Annotated in this window: 10 protein-coding genes and 3 rRNA genes; 10 read left to right on the forward strand and 3 right to left on the reverse strand. The window is 65.6% G+C overall.

Annotation, left to right across the window (positions count from 1 at the left end; translation table 11 throughout):
* Positions 1–51 precede the first annotated feature (51 nt).
* The gene (locus OHT76_RS24490; RefSeq protein WP_328873007.1) at positions 52–2,151 is read right to left on the reverse strand and encodes a serine/threonine-protein kinase; all 2,100 of its coding nucleotides are present in this window, start codon (positions 2,149–2,151) and stop codon (positions 52–54) included.
* Between the two features lie 182 nt (positions 2,152–2,333).
* Here OHT76_RS24490 and OHT76_RS24495 point away from each other — a divergent pair, with 182 nt between their 5' ends.
* The 3 genes from OHT76_RS24495 (at position 2,334) to OHT76_RS24505 (ending at position 4,101) form a co-directional block, all read left to right on the forward strand.
* On the forward strand, positions 2,334–2,666 hold the full coding sequence (locus OHT76_RS24495) for an SH3 domain-containing protein (protein ID WP_328873008.1): 333 nt from the start codon (positions 2,334–2,336) through the stop codon (positions 2,664–2,666).
* Between the two features lie 102 nt (positions 2,667–2,768).
* Positions 2,769–3,263 (forward strand): EamA/RhaT family transporter, encoded by a 495-nt coding sequence (locus OHT76_RS24500; protein WP_328873009.1) that lies wholly within the window; start codon positions 2,769–2,771, stop codon positions 3,261–3,263.
* Positions 3,264–3,336: 73 nt separating this feature from the next.
* Positions 3,337–4,101: a class I SAM-dependent methyltransferase gene (locus OHT76_RS24505; protein ID WP_328873010.1), complete on the forward strand. Its 765-nt coding sequence runs from the start codon at positions 3,337–3,339 to the stop codon at positions 4,099–4,101.
* Between the two features lie 3 nt (positions 4,102–4,104).
* On the opposite strand, the gene OHT76_RS24510 is transcribed toward OHT76_RS24505, so the two are convergent.
* Positions 4,105–5,529 (reverse strand): SulP family inorganic anion transporter, encoded by a 1,425-nt coding sequence (locus OHT76_RS24510; protein ID WP_328873011.1) that lies wholly within the window; start codon positions 5,527–5,529, stop codon positions 4,105–4,107.
* A 284-nt stretch (positions 5,530–5,813) separates the two neighbouring features.
* Here OHT76_RS24510 and OHT76_RS24515 point away from each other — a divergent pair, with 284 nt between their 5' ends.
* The 3 genes from OHT76_RS24515 (at position 5,814) to proC (ending at position 8,346) form a co-directional block, all read left to right on the forward strand.
* A complete protein-coding gene (locus OHT76_RS24515) occupies positions 5,814–6,629 on the forward strand; it encodes an ABC transporter ATP-binding protein (protein WP_328873012.1) in 816 nt (271 codons plus the stop codon).
* Positions 6,626–7,426 (forward strand): ABC transporter permease, encoded by an 801-nt coding sequence (locus OHT76_RS24520; protein WP_328873013.1) that lies wholly within the window; start codon positions 6,626–6,628, stop codon positions 7,424–7,426. The genes OHT76_RS24515 and OHT76_RS24520 overlap by 4 nt, the downstream gene beginning before the upstream one ends.
* Before the next feature lie 107 nt (positions 7,427–7,533).
* The gene (proC, locus tag OHT76_RS24525) at positions 7,534–8,346 is read left to right on the forward strand and encodes a pyrroline-5-carboxylate reductase (RefSeq protein ID WP_328873014.1); all 813 of its coding nucleotides are present in this window, start codon (positions 7,534–7,536) and stop codon (positions 8,344–8,346) included.
* 42 nt (positions 8,347–8,388) lie between these two features.
* On the opposite strand, the gene trpS is transcribed toward proC, so the two are convergent.
* On the reverse strand, positions 8,389–9,408 hold the full coding sequence (gene trpS / locus OHT76_RS24530; RefSeq protein ID WP_328873015.1) for a tryptophan--tRNA ligase: 1,020 nt from the start codon (positions 9,406–9,408) through the stop codon (positions 8,389–8,391).
* Positions 9,409–10,233: 825 nt separating this feature from the next.
* Here trpS and OHT76_RS24535 point away from each other — a divergent pair.
* From OHT76_RS24535 to OHT76_RS24550, 4 genes are all read left to right on the forward strand, one after another.
* Positions 10,234–11,759, forward strand: a 16S ribosomal RNA gene (locus OHT76_RS24535).
* 309 nt (positions 11,760–12,068) lie between these two features.
* Positions 12,069–15,191, forward strand: a 23S ribosomal RNA gene (locus OHT76_RS24540).
* A gap of 92 nt (positions 15,192–15,283) precedes the next feature.
* Positions 15,284–15,400 (forward strand): 5S ribosomal RNA (gene rrf, locus OHT76_RS24545).
* Together the 16S, 23S and 5S rRNA genes form the textbook arrangement of a ribosomal RNA operon.
* Before the next feature lie 62 nt (positions 15,401–15,462).
* A complete protein-coding gene (locus OHT76_RS24550; RefSeq protein ID WP_328873016.1) occupies positions 15,463–16,107 on the forward strand; it encodes an HAD family hydrolase in 645 nt (214 codons plus the stop codon).
* The last annotated feature ends 66 nt before the right edge of the window (positions 16,108–16,173 follow it).

Raw genomic sequence — 16,173 nt, forward strand, 5'->3', positions numbered from 1 at the left:
ACAGCAGCACTTGGGGTCGCCTCCCGCTACGGCAGGGGGCGGCCCTGCGCGTCACCAGCGGGCGGGGTTCCGCGCGTCGACGGCGAAGACGGAACCGTCGGGGGCGCCGGCGTAGATCCGGTGACCGACCATCACCGGATCGGGCAGTCCGGCCGCGATCCGGTCCGCGCTCGAACCGAGCCGAGGTGACGTCTGCCCGACGAGCTCGCCTCCCTGAGCATCCACGGCGAGCAGCCGTCCGTCCAGGGCGGTGAAGTACACATGCCGGTCGTCGGCCACCGGAGTCGACCCCCGGGTCACCGCGGTCTCAGAGCTCCACCGCTGTCGGCGGGCGTCCATGTCGACGGCCACCAGCGACCCGCCGGTGCCCAGGAGGTAGACGACGTTCTTGCGAACGGTGCCTTCCGCCTGTTCCACCGGAACCGGCAGCGCCACGCGCCGGGACGCCTTGGTGGCGGGCGTGTAGCGGACCACGCTCGTCGCGTCCTCGTAGACACTGCCGAGCGAGACGAAGTAGACGGACCCGTCGGCCGATCCGATGGGCTTCAGCGCACCCTTCAGCCGTGCGTCCCACCGCACCTCACCGGTACCGGGATCCATCGCTGTGACGCGCGTGGCCGTCCCGTCGTCGGACCTGGTCGCCGCGTAGGCCAGCGGGTCCCCGGCGTAGGAGACGAAGCTGGGCAACTGGTGGCCGGTTATTCGGTGGCTCCACAATCTGTCGCCCGACGCACCGTCAACACCTGTGATCGTGCCGTCGACACCGGTGAGCAGAAGGCTGCCGCCTGCGTATGCGAGCCCGCTGTACGGAGGCATGTCCTGCTGCCACCTGGGCTTGCCCGTAGCCGGGTCGAGAGCTTTCAGACCGCGGCTCAGGTCCAGCCAGGGCTGCACCAGGCCACCGGCGAGGACAGGCGGACCAATTCGTGCACCAGGAACGGTCTGCCGCCACAGGAGCCGCCCGTCGAAGGGGTCGAGGGCGAACACCGTGCCGGACTGCGCGCACAGCAACTTGCCCGCCCCGTACGAACACTGGGGCACGGTCGCCGTTCCCGACACCGATTCGGCCTCCCATGGACTGAACATGGCCGCGGTCTTCCGGACGTCGTCCCCGGTCGGTGCCGGGTCGCCGTCGCCCGCCAGACGAACCGCGGTGAACGCCCCGCCCACGACGAGCGCCAGCGCCGCGGCCGCCAGGGCCACCCACCGGCCCTTGACCCTCCTGGAGCGCCGCGCCTCGGGCTTCCCGTCGGGAAGGAGACCGAGTGATCGGGATTCATCGCTCGTCCGCTGGGCCGGTATGAACGCCTGCGTGTCGTACGAGGCCGCCACCGACCGAAGCTCGCGCATCAACTCGTCGGGAGTGGGCCGGTCCTCGGGCTCCTTGGCGAGGCACCGGAGGATCAGCGGCGCGAGGTTCTCCGGTACGCCCGTCAGGTCCGGCTCGTCATGGACGACCTGGTAGGCGACGACATACGGGCTGTCGGAGTCGAACGGTCCACGCCCTGTGGCCGCGTGCACCATCACCGACCCCAGCGCGAAGATGTCCGCGGCGGGCCCGACCTCGCGCGGCCGCCGGAACTGCTCGGGCGCCATGAACGGCGGCGTGCCGATCAACTTCCCGGTCTCGGTACGCAGTTCACTGTCCTTCGGCCGAGAAATACCGAAGTCGATGACCTTCGGCCCGTCCTCGGCGAGCAGCACGTTGCTCGGCTTCAGATCCCGGTGCACCACACCGACCCGATGGATGTCGCGCAGCGCCTCCGCCAGCCCGGCCATGAGTCGGCGCAACTGCTCCGGGGACATGGCGCCATTCCGTTTGACGTGGTCGGACAGCGTCGGCCCCGGAATGAACAAGGTGGCCATCCAGGGCCGTTCGGCATCCGGATCGGCATCGACCACGGAAGCGGTGAAGGCACCGCTCACCCGTCGGGCCGCGGCGATCTCCTGCCGGAACCGCCCCCTGAACTCGCGGTCCCTGGCGAACTCCGCATGGATGACCTTCACCGCGAGCTTCATCCCCGAGGTGCTGCGCGCCAGGTGTACGACACCCATCCCGCCGGAGCCCAGGCAGGACTCCAACCGGTAGTGACCGGCGTACTCGGGAAGTTCCGCTTCCGCGCCCGCTCCGGCGTTCCGCTGTGGCGCCATGGGACCACCCCCGTGCTGTTCGTCCGCGCGCGCGACGCACGGAGCCTAGTCGATGACTCGTACGAGACAGAGGCGGCTTGCTAGCCTTTCTGTGCGAGTTGCGCACGTATGTTTCTTGGCGTGCTTCGGGGGTATCAACGGGGCCCCATGGCTGTCATGGGGTTCAACGGGGGAGGTCTTTCATGTCTGTTGACCGTGTCGACGAAGTGCACGAGGCGGGGAGTGGGGACGCGACGGAGGCCGTCGCCATGGCGGCAACGTCGGTGCGCTACTACTCGATTGCGCCGGGTGTCCGCCTGAACGTCCGCAGCGGGCCCGGCACCAATTACCCCATCACCCGCGTTCTGGCCGAGGGCGTCAAGGTGCCGATCTACTGCCAGACGCCGGGCACCACGGTGACCGGCCCGTACGGCACGTCGAACATCTGGGACAACATCGCCAACGCCGAGTTCGTCTCGGACGCGTATGTGAACACGGGCAGCGACGGCTACGTCCGACCGCGCTGCTCGCTCTGAAGGTCGGACGCGTACGTGAACACCGGCAGCGACGGTTACGTCGCCTCGCGCTGCGGCTGAGCCCCTGCAGGGCCCGCTGCCGGCCGGAGCCATAATCGACGCGTGAGCGACGACAACGGCACCCCCGACCCGGCCGCGGGCCCCCGCCCCGAGCCCATCCGCTTCTTCGGCACGACCTGGGTCGAGCACACCGACGGCTACCGGGCCCGCCGGATCGGCGTCGCCGTGGGCTCGCTCGCGGCCGCGGTCGTCGCCTGCCTGGTCCTGCGCTTCGCCTACGAGGGCCTCCAGATCGCCGACGTCGGCAGCCTGGTCAGCGTCCTTATGACCGTGATGTTCGCGATCTGCAGCGCCCTCGCCTTCCGCAACACCTGGGACGGCTTCGCCAAGCGCCCCGACCCCGCCCGCCAGGCCTCCCTCCGAGGCCTGCTGGCCATCGGCTTCGTCGGCTCCCTCCTCGCCTACTTCTTCCGCTCCCTCACCGAGGCCCCCGGCGAGAAGCTCCACCGCGAGGAGTACGAGAGCGCCCAGCAGCTCTACGAGAAGCGCACCAAGCGCCGCTCGGGCAACCCCTCGAAGAAGCGCCGCCGCTCCTGAGGACCGGCCGGCAGGGAGCACCTCTCACCGAAATCGAACCCCCGCCGCCCCTCGCCCCCGCCACCATGGCCGTATGACGGCAGCCTCTTCCCACTCCACCCGCGCCCACTCCTTCAACGCCGCCGCGGCCCAGTACGCCGCCAACCGCCCCTCCTACCCGCCCGCCCTCTTCGACGTCATCGAGGAACTGGCCGGCCGACCCCTCGCCGGAGCGCGTGTCGTGGACGTCGGGGCCGGTACGGGAATCGCCACCGCCCTTCTGCACGCCCGCGGCGCCGAAGTGATCGCCGTGGAACCCGGCGACGGCATGGCGACCCAGTTCCGCCGGGCGCACCCCGCCATCCCGATCGTCCGCGGCACCGGCGACGCCCTCCCCCTGGCCGACTCCTCGGCCGACCTCCTCACCTACGCCCAGGCCTGGCACTGGACCGACCCGGCCCACTCGATACCGGAGGCCCTGCGCGTACTGCGTCCGGGCGGCGCGCTCGCCCTGTGGTGGAACACCTACGCCCTCGACGTCCCGTGGATAGCCGCCCAGGCGGAGCGCATCCAGGACTTCTTCGGCATCGACCCCGTCGTGGAGAAGAACGGCGCCAGCGCCCGCGCCGCCGACCCCGAGGACCGCGTCGACTTCACCCGGCGAGTGGTCCGCTGGAGCCGCCGCATCCCGATCGACACCCACCTCGCCAACCTCGGCAGCCACTCGATCTTCCTGGTCCACGGCGAGGCAAGCACGACCTTCCTCGCCGAGGAGGGCGCCCACCTGCTGAAGGCCTTCCCCGACGGAACCGTCGAGGAGACCTACGACGTCGACCTCCTGGTCGCGACCCACACCTGACGGCTACGGCCGCCCCGGCACCAACCCCGCCCCGCGCGCCGCGGCCCACCCTTCCAGGGCCGCGGCACAGGCATGGTCCAGATGCCGCAGCCCGCCCAGCTCCAGCCGCACCGCACGGTCCCGCGGCAGCGCCTCCAGCGCGTCCAACAGCTTCGGCAGCCGCAGGAACGTCGCATGCCCCAGCACCCGTACGACGATCCCGGCGTCCCCCCGGTCCTCGGTCTCCACCTGCACATGGCTCGCGTCCCACGCCGTCTTCGCCACGGCAAGCGCAAGCCCCACCAGCACCCCCTCGAACAGATTCCCCAGCACGATCGCCCCGGCGGTCACCACCAGGACGACGACCTCCCCGCGGTGCCCCCGCCACAGCGCCCCCACCTCCCGTACCGGCACGAGCTTGCAGCCGGCGTGCACCAGCAGCCCGGCCAGCGCGGCCACCGGAATCACCCCGAGCACCCCCGGCACCACGGCCGTGAACACCAACAGCCACACCCCGTGCAGCACCCGCGAGGCCTTGGTCCGCGCCCCCGCCTGAAGGTTCGCCGCACTCCGCACGATCACCGCCGTCATCGGCAGCGCCCCCAGCACCCCGCACACGGTGTTCCCGGCGCCCTGCGCGATCAGCTCCCGGTCGTAGTCCGTCCGTCGCCCCCGATGCAGCCGGTCCACCGCCGCCGCGCTGAACAGCGACTCCGCCGACGCGATCAGCGTGAACGCCACGACGGTCCCCACCACCCCCACTTCCGTCAGCCGCCCGAGATCCGCCCACTCCGGCAACCGCACCGACTCCAACAACCCCCGCACTTCGACCCGCCGCACCTCCAGGTCGAACACCCCGGTCACCACCGCCGCCGAGGCCACCGCCACCAACGGCGCCGGAACCAGCCGAGCCCCCCGCCGCCACCGCGGCCACAGCAGCAGTACGACCAGGGTGGCACCGCCCACTGACAACGCCACCGGATCCACCCGCCCGGGCAGCGACACCAGCCCGGCGAGCTTTCCGAGCCCATCGGCGGGGGCGGCCGCGTCCCCGAGCGCATAGACCTGCCCGGCGACCAGCACCAGACCGATCCCGGCGAGCATCCCCTGCACCACAGCGACGGACACCGCCCGGAACCACCGCCCGAGCCGCAGCACCCCGAGCCCGAGCTGCACCAGCCCGGCGCCGAGCACCAGCACCCCGAGCGCCTCGATCCCGTAGGCCCGCACAGCCTCGTACACCAGCACGGTCAGTCCCGCCGCAGGCCCACTGACCTGCAGGCTGCTCCCGGGCAGCGCCCCGGCGACCAGCCCGCCGACGATCCCGGTCACCAGCCCCAGCTCGGCGGGCACGCCGGAGGCCATGGCCACGCCCACGCATAGCGGCAGGGCCACGAGGAACACGACAAAAGAAGCGAACAGATCGGCCTTGCCTACGCCACGGCGCATCAGAGCAGCACCTCCGGTTGGGAGCGGGGTGCGCGGGCGCCGCACCGGGGAGAGCACGGCTAACTGAAACCCATTGTCAGGAACACAGGGCCCCTCGCGCAGCGAGTTCCAACGGCACTCCGACAGCGACGGAGGCATACAAAGCGGACCTTCCGCCTCCGATCACTTCTGCACGCCCCTGCGCCGGCGCGCGCTTCCACTTGACGGCACCCCTCAATCGGAGAGTTAATCAGCACATGATGAATATCCGATCCGAGTCGCCAGCCACAGGAACACCTCCAAACATGAACAAATCACCCTTCGAAGCCGCCAGCACCCCCCGACCCGCCGACGACACCCCGGCAGTACGCGCCGAAGACCTCACCGTCGTCCGCGGCCCCCGCACCGTCCTGCGCGGCATCGACTTCACCGTCCCGCGCGGCCAGATCACCGGCCTCCTCGGCCCCTCCGGCTGCGGCAAATCGACCCTCATGCGCTCGATCGTCGGCACCCAGGCCAAGGTCACCGGCACCCTCGACGTCCTGGGCCACCCCGCCGGCCACCCCAAACTGCGCACCCTCATCGGCTACGTCACCCAAGCCCCCTCCGTCTACGACGACCTGACGGTCCGCCAGAACCTCGAGTACTTCGCGGCGATCCTCGCCCCCGGCCACACCGCCGCCGACCGGCGCCACGAGAACGTCACCCGGGCCATCGAGGACGTCGACCTCACCAGCCACGCCGACGCCCTCGCCGGAAACCTCTCCGGCGGTCAGCGCAGCCGCGTCTCCCTCGCGGTCGCGCTCCTCGGCACCCCCGAACTCCTGGTCCTCGACGAACCCACCGTCGGCCTCGACCCCGTCCTCCGCCGCGACCTGTGGAACCTCTTCCACGACATCGCCGCCCAGCGCGGCGCCACCCTCCTCATCTCCTCCCACGTCATGGACGAGGCCGAGCGCTGCCACCGCCTCCTCCTCATGCGCGAGGGCCAGATCCTCGCCGACGACACCCCCGACGCCCTGCGCACCCGCACCGACTCCGAGACCGTCGAAGCGGCGTTCCTGCACCTGGTGGACGAGGCCGTCGCGGCCGCCGCCCGCGAGAAAGAGACCACCCGATGAGCACCACCACCCACACACCCGGCACGACCGGCGCGATCACGCCCGCCCCGACCAGCGCACTGAACCTCTCCCGCACCACCGCCACCGCGGCCCGGGTCCTGCGCCAACTCCGCCACGACCCCCGCACCATCGCGCTGATGATCCTCGTCCCCTGCGTGATGCTCTTCCTGCTGCGCTACGTCTTCGACGGCGACCCGCGCACCTTCGACAACATCGGGGCATCACTCCTCGGGATCTTCCCGCTGATCACGATGTTCCTGGTCACCTCCATCGCCACCCTGCGCGAACGCACCTCCGGCACCCTCGAACGCCTCCTCGCCATGCCCCTCGGCAAGGGCGACCTGATCGCCGGCTACGCCCTCGCCTTCGGCACCGTCGCGATCGTCCAGTCCATCCTCGCCACGGCCCTCGCCCTGTGGGGCCTCGGTCTGGACGTCACCGGCAGCCCCTGGCTGCTCCTGCTGGTCGCACTCCTCGACGCTCTCCTGGGCACCGCCCTCGGCCTCTTCGTCTCGGCCTTCGCCGCCTCCGAATTCCAGGCCGTCCAGTTCATGCCGGCCGTGATCTTCCCCCAGCTCCTCCTCTGCGGCCTTTTCACCCCGCGCGACAACATGCACCCCGTCCTGGAAGCCATCTCCAACGTCCTCCCCATGTCCTACGCCGTCGACGGCATGAACGAAGTCCTCAAGCACACCGACATGACGGCCGCCTTCGTACGCGACGCCCTGGTTGTCGCAGGCTGCGCCCTCCTCGTCCTCACCCTCGGAGCCGCCACCCTGCGCCGCCGCACGGCCTAGCCGACCGCCCACCGCAGACGTCCCGCCCACCGGACACCCCACCCGCACTCAAGCCCCTGATGGGAGGATGAACACCGGACGACGCAACCCCGGAGGGCACCCCAGCCATGACGCAGAAAGTCGCAGTCCTCGGCACCGGCAAGATCGGCGAAGCCCTGCTCAGCGGAATGATCCGAGCAGGCTGGGGCCCGACCGACCTCCTGGTCACCGCCCGCCGCCAGGAACGGGCCGAGGAACTCCGCAGCCGCTACGGAGTCACCCCGGTCAGCAACCCGGAGGCCGCCAAGTCCGCCGACACCCTGATCCTCACGGTCAAGCCGCAGGACATGGGCACCCTCCTCGACGAGCTCGCCCCCCACGTCCCCGCCGACCGCCTGGTCATCAGCGGAGCCGCAGGCATCCCCACCTCCTACTTCGAGGAGCGCCTCACCGCGGGCACCCCGGTCGTCCGCGTCATGACGAACACCCCCGCCCTCGTCGACGAGGCCATGTCCGTCATCTCCGCCGGCAGCCACGCCACCGAGGAGCACCTCGCCCACACCGAGGAGATCTTCGGCGCCGTCGGCAAGACGCTCCGCGTCCCCGAGTCCCAGCAGGACGCCTGCACCGCCCTCTCCGGCTCGGGACCGGCGTACTTCTTCTATCTGGTCGAAGCCATGACCGACGCGGGCATCCTGCTCGGCCTGCCCCGCGACAAGGCCCACGACCTGATCGTCCAGTCCGCGATCGGCGCCGCCACGATGCTCCGCGACAGCGGCGAGCACCCCGTCAAGCTCCGCGAGAACGTCACCTCGCCGGCCGGCACCACGATCAACGCCATCCGCGAACTGGAGAACCACGGCGTACGAGCCGCCCTCATCGCCGCCCTCGAAGCCGCCCGCGACCGCAGCCGCGAACTGGCCTCCGGCAACAACGGCTGACGCCCGGCCGCCCCTGCACCAGGGGCGGCCCAGCACGGGGCGCTAAGCGGTCATCTCGATATCCGCAGCCGCCGGCAGCAACCCGATCGCCCTATACGCGGCATCCACGGTCGGCCGCGCCATCGCCCGAGCCCTCTCCGCACCATCCCGCAGCACCCCTTCCACATAGCCAGGATCAGCACACAGCTCCCTGTGCCGCTCCTGCACCGGCCTGAGAACCTCCACCACGGCCTCCGCGGTGTCCTTCTTCAAAGAGCCATACGACTCATATACACCGCTCAAGGCCTCGGGGTTCCCGCCCGTGCACGCAGCGAGGATCTCCAGCAGATTCGCAAGCCCCGGCCGCCCCTCACGGTCGTAGACGACCTCCCGCCCGCTGTCGGTGACGGCCCGCATCACCTTCTTCCGCACCACGTCCGGCTCATCCAGCAGATAGACGATCCCCGGCCCGACGTCATCGCTCTTGCCCATCTTCGACGTCGGCTGCTGCAGGTTCATCACCCGAGCCGCCACCGCCGGATGCGTGGCCCGCGGCACCACGAAGGTGTTCCCGTACCGCTGGTTGAACCGCACCGCCAGGTCCCGCGTCAGCTCCACATGCTGCGCCTGGTCGTCCCCGACCGGCACCTCGTCACTGCCGTACGCCAGGATGTCCGCCGCCATCAGCACGGGATAGGTGAGCAGCGACAGCCGCACACTCCCGCCGCGCTCCCGCTCCCGCCCGGCCTTCTCCTTGTACTGGATCATCCGCCGCATCTCGCCGTCCGTGGCCACGCACTCCAGCAGATACGACAGCCGTGCGTGCTCGTCCACATGGCTCTGTACGAATACGGTGCACAGCGCCGGATCAAGCCCCGCCGCGAGCAACAGCGTCGCCGCCTGCCGACTCAGCCTGCGCACCCGCGCCGGATCGTGCTCCACGGTGAGCGCATGCAGATCGACGATGCAGAACAGTGCGTCGGCCCGGTGCTGATCGACGTTCGCCCACCGCCGCATGGCTCCCAGATAGTTCCCCAGCGTCAGATGCCCGGTCGGCTTGACCCCGCTGAAGACCCGCGTCATCTCTCCACCTCCTGGTCGAGACCGCCGCACCCGGCCGGCCGACCCCCTGGAGGGAGAAACAAGAACGGCCGCCGAGGCGGCGGCCGTTGAGTGCATACGTGACTGCGGCCGCCGTCAGGCGGCCCACCACAGCTGGGTGCACGTACGCGTTGTCATGCGGGCCACAGTACGCCTCCAGGGGCCTGTGCGGACCTGAGTTGACACGCCTCGACGCGGTCCGTACTGTTCTCCGAGTTGTCCGACGTGAGCGCCGACTCCGGTCGGTCCCCGGACAGCCATTCCGCAAGACCTAACCAACACTCGACAACAGTCGATCAGTCTGTCGTCGTGTCATTGGCATGTGTATTTGCGAAATGAGGAATCCACGTTCGAAAGGACGCGGCCCCCGATTAGCTCGGGAGCCGGGAATCCGCTAAAGTCTCACTCGTCGGAACGGCCCGCAACGGCCGCGAGGACAACCCCTCTGACTGGGAGTCAGGCCCGAAAGGATCTGATAGAGTCGGAACCGCCGGAAAGGGAAACGCGAAAGCGAGAACCTGGAAAGCACCGAGGAAATCTGATCGGAAAGATCTGATAGAGTCGGAAAAGCAAGAACGAAGGGAAGCCCGGAGGAAAGCCCGCGAGGGTGAGTACAAAGGAAGCGACCGTTCCTTGAGAACTCAACAGCGTGCCAAAAGTCAACGCCAGATATGTTGATACCCCGTCCGTCGGAATACTCCGATGGTCGAGGTTCCTTTGAAATAACACAGCGAGGACGCTGTGTGCGAGGGGATTATTCCTCCTCTCGCACCGCTCTCGTGGTGTCAACCGGATTACCGGTAAACATTCACGGAGAGTTTGATCCTGGCTCAGGACGAACGCTGGCGGCGTGCTTAACACATGCAAGTCGAACGATGAACCACTTCGGTGGGGATTAGTGGCGAACGGGTGAGTAACACGTGGGCAATCTGCCCTTCACTCTGGGACAAGCCCTGGAAACGGGGTCTAATACCGGATAACACTCCTGCCTGCATGGGCGGGGGTTAAAAGCTCCGGCGGTGAAGGATGAGCCCGCGGCCTATCAGCTTGTTGGTGAGGTAATGGCTCACCAAGGCGACGACGGGTAGCCGGCCTGAGAGGGCGACCGGCCACACTGGGACTGAGACACGGCCCAGACTCCTACGGGAGGCAGCAGTGGGGAATATTGCACAATGGGCGAAAGCCTGATGCAGCGACGCCGCGTGAGGGATGACGGCCTTCGGGTTGTAAACCTCTTTCAGCAGGGAAGAAGCGAAAGTGACGGTACCTGCAGAAGAAGCGCCGGCTAACTACGTGCCAGCAGCCGCGGTAATACGTAGGGCGCAAGCGTTGTCCGGAATTATTGGGCGTAAAGAGCTCGTAGGCGGCTTGTCACGTCGATTGTGAAAGCCCGGGGCTTAACCCCGGGTCTGCAGTCGATACGGGCTAGCTAGAGTGTGGTAGGGGAGATCGGAATTCCTGGTGTAGCGGTGAAATGCGCAGATATCAGGAGGAACACCGGTGGCGAAGGCGGATCTCTGGGCCATTACTGACGCTGAGGAGCGAAAGCGTGGGGAGCGAACAGGATTAGATACCCTGGTAGTCCACGCCGTAAACGGTGGGAACTAGGTGTTGGCGACATTCCACGTCGTCGGTGCCGCAGCTAACGCATTAAGTTCCCCGCCTGGGGAGTACGGCCGCAAGGCTAAAACTCAAAGGAATTGACGGGGGCCCGCACAAGCAGCGGAGCATGTGGCTTAATTCGACGCAACGCGAAGAACCTTACCAAGGCTTGACATACACCGGAAAGCATTAGAGATAGTGCCCCCCTTGTGGTCGGTGTACAGGTGGTGCATGGCTGTCGTCAGCTCGTGTCGTGAGATGTTGGGTTAAGTCCCGCAACGAGCGCAACCCTTGTCCTGTGTTGCCAGCATGCCCTTCGGGGTGATGGGGACTCACAGGAGACCGCCGGGGTCAACTCGGAGGAAGGTGGGGACGACGTCAAGTCATCATGCCCCTTATGTCTTGGGCTGCACACGTGCTACAATGGCCGGTACAATGAGCTGCGAAACCGTGAGGTGGAGCGAATCTCAAAAAGCCGGTCTCAGTTCGGATTGGGGTCTGCAACTCGACCCCATGAAGTCGGAGTTGCTAGTAATCGCAGATCAGCATTGCTGCGGTGAATACGTTCCCGGGCCTTGTACACACCGCCCGTCACGTCACGAAAGTCGGTAACACCCGAAGCCGGTGGCCCAACCCCTTGTGGGAGGGAGCTGTCGAAGGTGGGACTGGCGATTGGGACGAAGTCGTAACAAGGTAGCCGTACCGGAAGGTGCGGCTGGATCACCTCCTTTCTAAGGAGCATCTAGGCCGCCAAGCTTGCTTGGTGGTCCAGAGCCACTACGTCGGCGAATGATCGACGGTGGTTAGCTCATGGGTGGAACGTTGACTATTCGGCACACTTGATCGTCTTCTCCTTCCAGTACTGCTCGCAAGAGTGTGGAACGTCGAGGGGAGCGGGGAGTGTGCCGGGCACGTTGTTGGGTGTCTGAGGGAATGGTTTTTCCTCAGTCGCCGGCCCCAGTGCACTCGGACTGTATGGGTTCGGGGTGATGGGTGGCTGGTCGTTGTTTGAGAACTGCACAGTGGACGCGAGCATCTGTGGCCAAGTTTTTAAGGGCGCACGGTGGATGCCTTGGCACCAGGAACCGATGAAGGACGTGGGAGGCCACGATAGTCCCCGGGGAGTCGTCAACCAGGCTTTGATCCGGGGGTTTCCGAATGGGGAAACCCGGCAGTCGTCATGGGCTGTCACCCATACCTGAACACATAGGGTATGTGGAGGGAACGCGGGGAAGTGAAACATCTCAGTACCCGCAGGAAGAGAAAACAACCGTGATTCCGGGAGTAGTGGCGAGCGAAACCGGATGAGGCCAAACCGTATGCGTGTGAGACCCGGCAGGGGTTGCGCATACGGGGTTGTGGGATCTCTCTTTCACAGTCTGCCGGCTGTGAGGCGAGTCAGAAACCGTTGATGTAGGCGAAGGGCATGCGAAAGGCCCGGCGTAGAGGGTAAGACCCCCGTAGTCGAAACATCAGCGGCTTGCTTGAGAGACACCCAAGTAGCACGGGGCCCGAGAAATCCCGTGTGAATCTGGCGGGACCACCCGCTAAGCCTAAATATTCCCTGGTGACCGATAGCGGATAGTACCGTGAGGGAATGGTGAAAAGTACCGCGGGAGCGGAGTGAAATAGTACCTGAAACCGTGTGCCTACAAGCCGTGGGAGCGTCGCTCATTGGGTTTACCCAATGGGTCGTGACTGCGTGCCTTTTGAAGAATGAGCCTGCGAGTTTGCGGTGTGTTGCGAGGTTAACCCGTGTGGGGAAGCCGTAGCGAAAGCGAGTCCGAATAGGGCGGTATAGTAGCGCGCTCAAGACCCGAAGCGGAGTGATCTAGCCATGGGCAGGTTGAAGCGGAGGTAAGACTTCGTGGAGGACCGAACCCACCAGGGTTGAAAACCTGGGGGATGACCTGTGGTTAGGGGTGAAAGGCCAATCAAACTCCGTGATAGCTGGTTCTCCCCGAAATGCATTTAGGTGCAGCGTCGTGTGTTTCTTGCCGGAGGTAGAGCACTGGATAGGCGATGGGCCCTACCGGGTTACTGACCTTAGCCAAACTCCGAATGCCGGTAAGTGAGAGCGCGGCAGTGAGACTGTGGGGGATAAGCTCCATGGTCGAGAGGGAAACAGCCCAGAGCATCGACTAAGGCCCCTAAGCGTACGCTAAGTGGGAAAGGATGTGGAGTCGCACAGACAACCAGGAGGTTGGCTTAGAAGCAGCCACCCTTGAAAGAGTGCGTAATAGCTCACTGGTCTAGTGATTCCGCGCCGACAATGTAGCGGGGCTCAAGCGTACCGCCGAAGTCGTGTCATTGCAGCAATAGGGCCAACGCCCGCTGTGATGGGTAGGGGAGCGTCGTGTGCCGGGTGAAGCCGCGCCGGAAGGCAGTGGTGGACGGTTCACGAGTGAGAATGCAGGCATGAGTAGCGATACACACGTGAGAAACGTGTGCGCCGATTGACTAAGGGTTCCTGGGTCAAGCTGATCTGCCCAGGGTAAGTCGGGACCTAAGGCGAGGCCGACAGGCGTAGTCGATGGATAACCGGTTGATATTCCGGTACCCGCTGTGAAGCGTCAAACACTGAACCAGGCGATGCTAAGTCCGTGAAGCCGCCCCGGAGCCTTCGGGCAAAGGGGAGTGGTGGAGCCGACGGACCAGACTTGCAGTAGGTGAGTGATGGGGTGACGCAGGAAGGTAGTCCAGCCCGGGCGGTGGTTGTCCCGGGGTAAGGGTGTAGGCCGTGCGATAGGCAAATCCGTCGCACATCAAGGCTGAGACCTGATGCCGAGCCGATTGTGGTGAAGTGGATGATCCTATGCTGTCGAGAAAAGCCTCTAGCGAGTTTCATGGCGGCCCGTACCCTAAACCGACTCAGGTGGTCAGGTAGAGAATACCGAGGCGTTCGGGTGAACTATGGTTAAGGAACTCGGCAAAATGCCCCCGTAACTTCGGGAGAAGGGGGGCCACGCTTGGTGAGAGGACTTGCTCCTCGAGCTGGGGGTGGCCGCAGAGACCAGCGAGAAGCGACTGTTTACTAAAAACACAGGTCCGTGCGAAGCCGTAAGGCGATGTATACGGACTGACGCCTGCCCGGTGCTGGAACGTTAAGGGGACCGGTTAGTCACTCTTCGGGGTGGCGAAGCTGAGAACTTAAGCGCCAGTAAACGGCGGTGGTAACTATAACCATCCTAAGGTAGCGAAATTCCTTGTCGGGTAAGTTCCGACCTGCACGAATGGCGTAACGACTTCTCGACTGTCTCAACCATAGGCCCGGTGAAATTGCACTACGAGTAAAGATGCTCGTTTCGCGCAGCAGGACGGAAAGACCCCGGGACCTTTACTACAGTTTGATATTGGTGTTCGGTTCGGCTTGTGTAGGATAGCTGGGAGACTGTGAACTCTGGACGCCAGTTCAGGGGGAGTCGTCGTTGAAATACCAGTCTGGTCGTGCTGGATGTCTAACCTGGGTCCGTGATCCGGATCAGGGACAGTGTCTGATGGGTAGTTTAACTGGGGCGGTTGCCTCCTAAAGAGTAACGGAGGCGCCCAAAGGTTCCCTCAGCCTGGTTGGCAATCAGGTGTTGAGTGTAAGTGCACAAGGGAGCTTGACTGTGAGACCGACGGGTCGAGCAGGGACGAAAGTCGGGACTAGTGATCCGGCGGTGGCTTGTGGAAGCGCCGTCGCTCAACGGATAAAAGGTACCCCGGGGATAACAGGCTGATCTTCCCCAAGAGTCCATATCGACGGGATGGTTTGGCACCTCGATGTCGGCTCGTCGCATCCTGGGGCTGGAGTCGGTCCCAAGGGTTGGGCTGTTCGCCCATTAAAGCGGTACGCGAGCTGGGTTTAGAACGTCGTGAGACAGTTCGGTCCCTATCCGCTGTGCGCGTAGGAATATTGAGAAGGGCTGTCCCTAGTACGAGAGGACCGGGACGGACGAACCTCTGGTGTGCCAGTTGTCCTGCCAAGGGCATGGCTGGTTGGCTACGTTCGGGAGGGATAACCGCTGAAAGCATCTAAGCGGGAAGCCTGCTTCGAGATGAGTATTCCCACCTCCTTGAGAGGGTAAGGCTCCCAGTAGACGACTGGGTTGATAGGCCGGATATGGAAGCACGGTAACGTGTGGAGTTGACCGGTACTAATAGGCCGAGGGCTTGTCCTCAGTTGCTCGCGTCCACTGTGTTGGTTCTGAAACCACGAACAGCCCCATGCCATGGTCACGGTGTGGTGCGGCAGTTCACAGTTTCATAGTGTTTCGGTGGTCATAGCGTGAGGGAAACGCCCGGTTACATTCCGAACCCGGAAGCTAAGCCTTACAGCGCCGATGGTACTGCAGGGGGGACCCTGTGGGAGAGTAGGACGCCGCCGAACAAATTTTAGGGAAAACCCCGCACCTTTCCGGTGCGGGGTTTTCTGCGTTTAGGCTCTTTGTCATGCGCTATGACCTCGTCATCTTCGACAACGACGGTGTGCTCGTCGACAGTGAGCCCATCTCCAACCGGCTTCTCGCCGCCTATCTCACCGAGCTGGGGCACCCGACCTCCTACGAGGAGTCCCTGCGCGACTACATGGGTGCCGCCATGCACCGCGTACACGATCTTGTCGAGGAGCGGACCGGGGAGCGGTTGCCGGCGGAGTTCGATGATGTCTTTCATGCGCGGGTGTTCGCGGCCTTCGAGCGGGAGTTGAAGCCTGTCGGTGGGGCCATGGGGGTGCTGGAGAAGCTTGCCGCGGATGGAGTGTCGTACTGCGTGGCCTCGTCCGGGAGCCACGAGCGGATTCGGGTGGGGCATCGGACGACCGGGCTGACTCGGTGGTTCGAGGACGGGCGGATCTTCAGTTCGCAGGATGTCGGGCGGGGGAAGCCGGCGCCGGATCTGTTTCTGTACGCGGCCGAGCGGATGGGGGTCGCGCCGGAGCGGTGTGTCGTCGTGGAGGACAGTCCGCTGGGGGTGCAGGCGGCGGTCGCGGCCGGGATGGATGTGTACGGGTTCGCGGCCATGACGCCGGCCTCGCGGCTGGAGGGTGCCACTGGACTCTTCGGTGACATGGGCGAGTTGGTCGATCTGCTGGTCTGACCAAAGCTGAGGGAAATTCATCTTTGGCTGGATCTACCCACGAGTACGCCGGGGCCCTACGCTCGC

It is taken from the genome of Streptomyces sp. NBC_00287, from assembly GCF_036173105.1.
Taxonomy (GTDB): Bacteria; Actinomycetota; Actinomycetes; order Streptomycetales; family Streptomycetaceae; genus Streptomyces.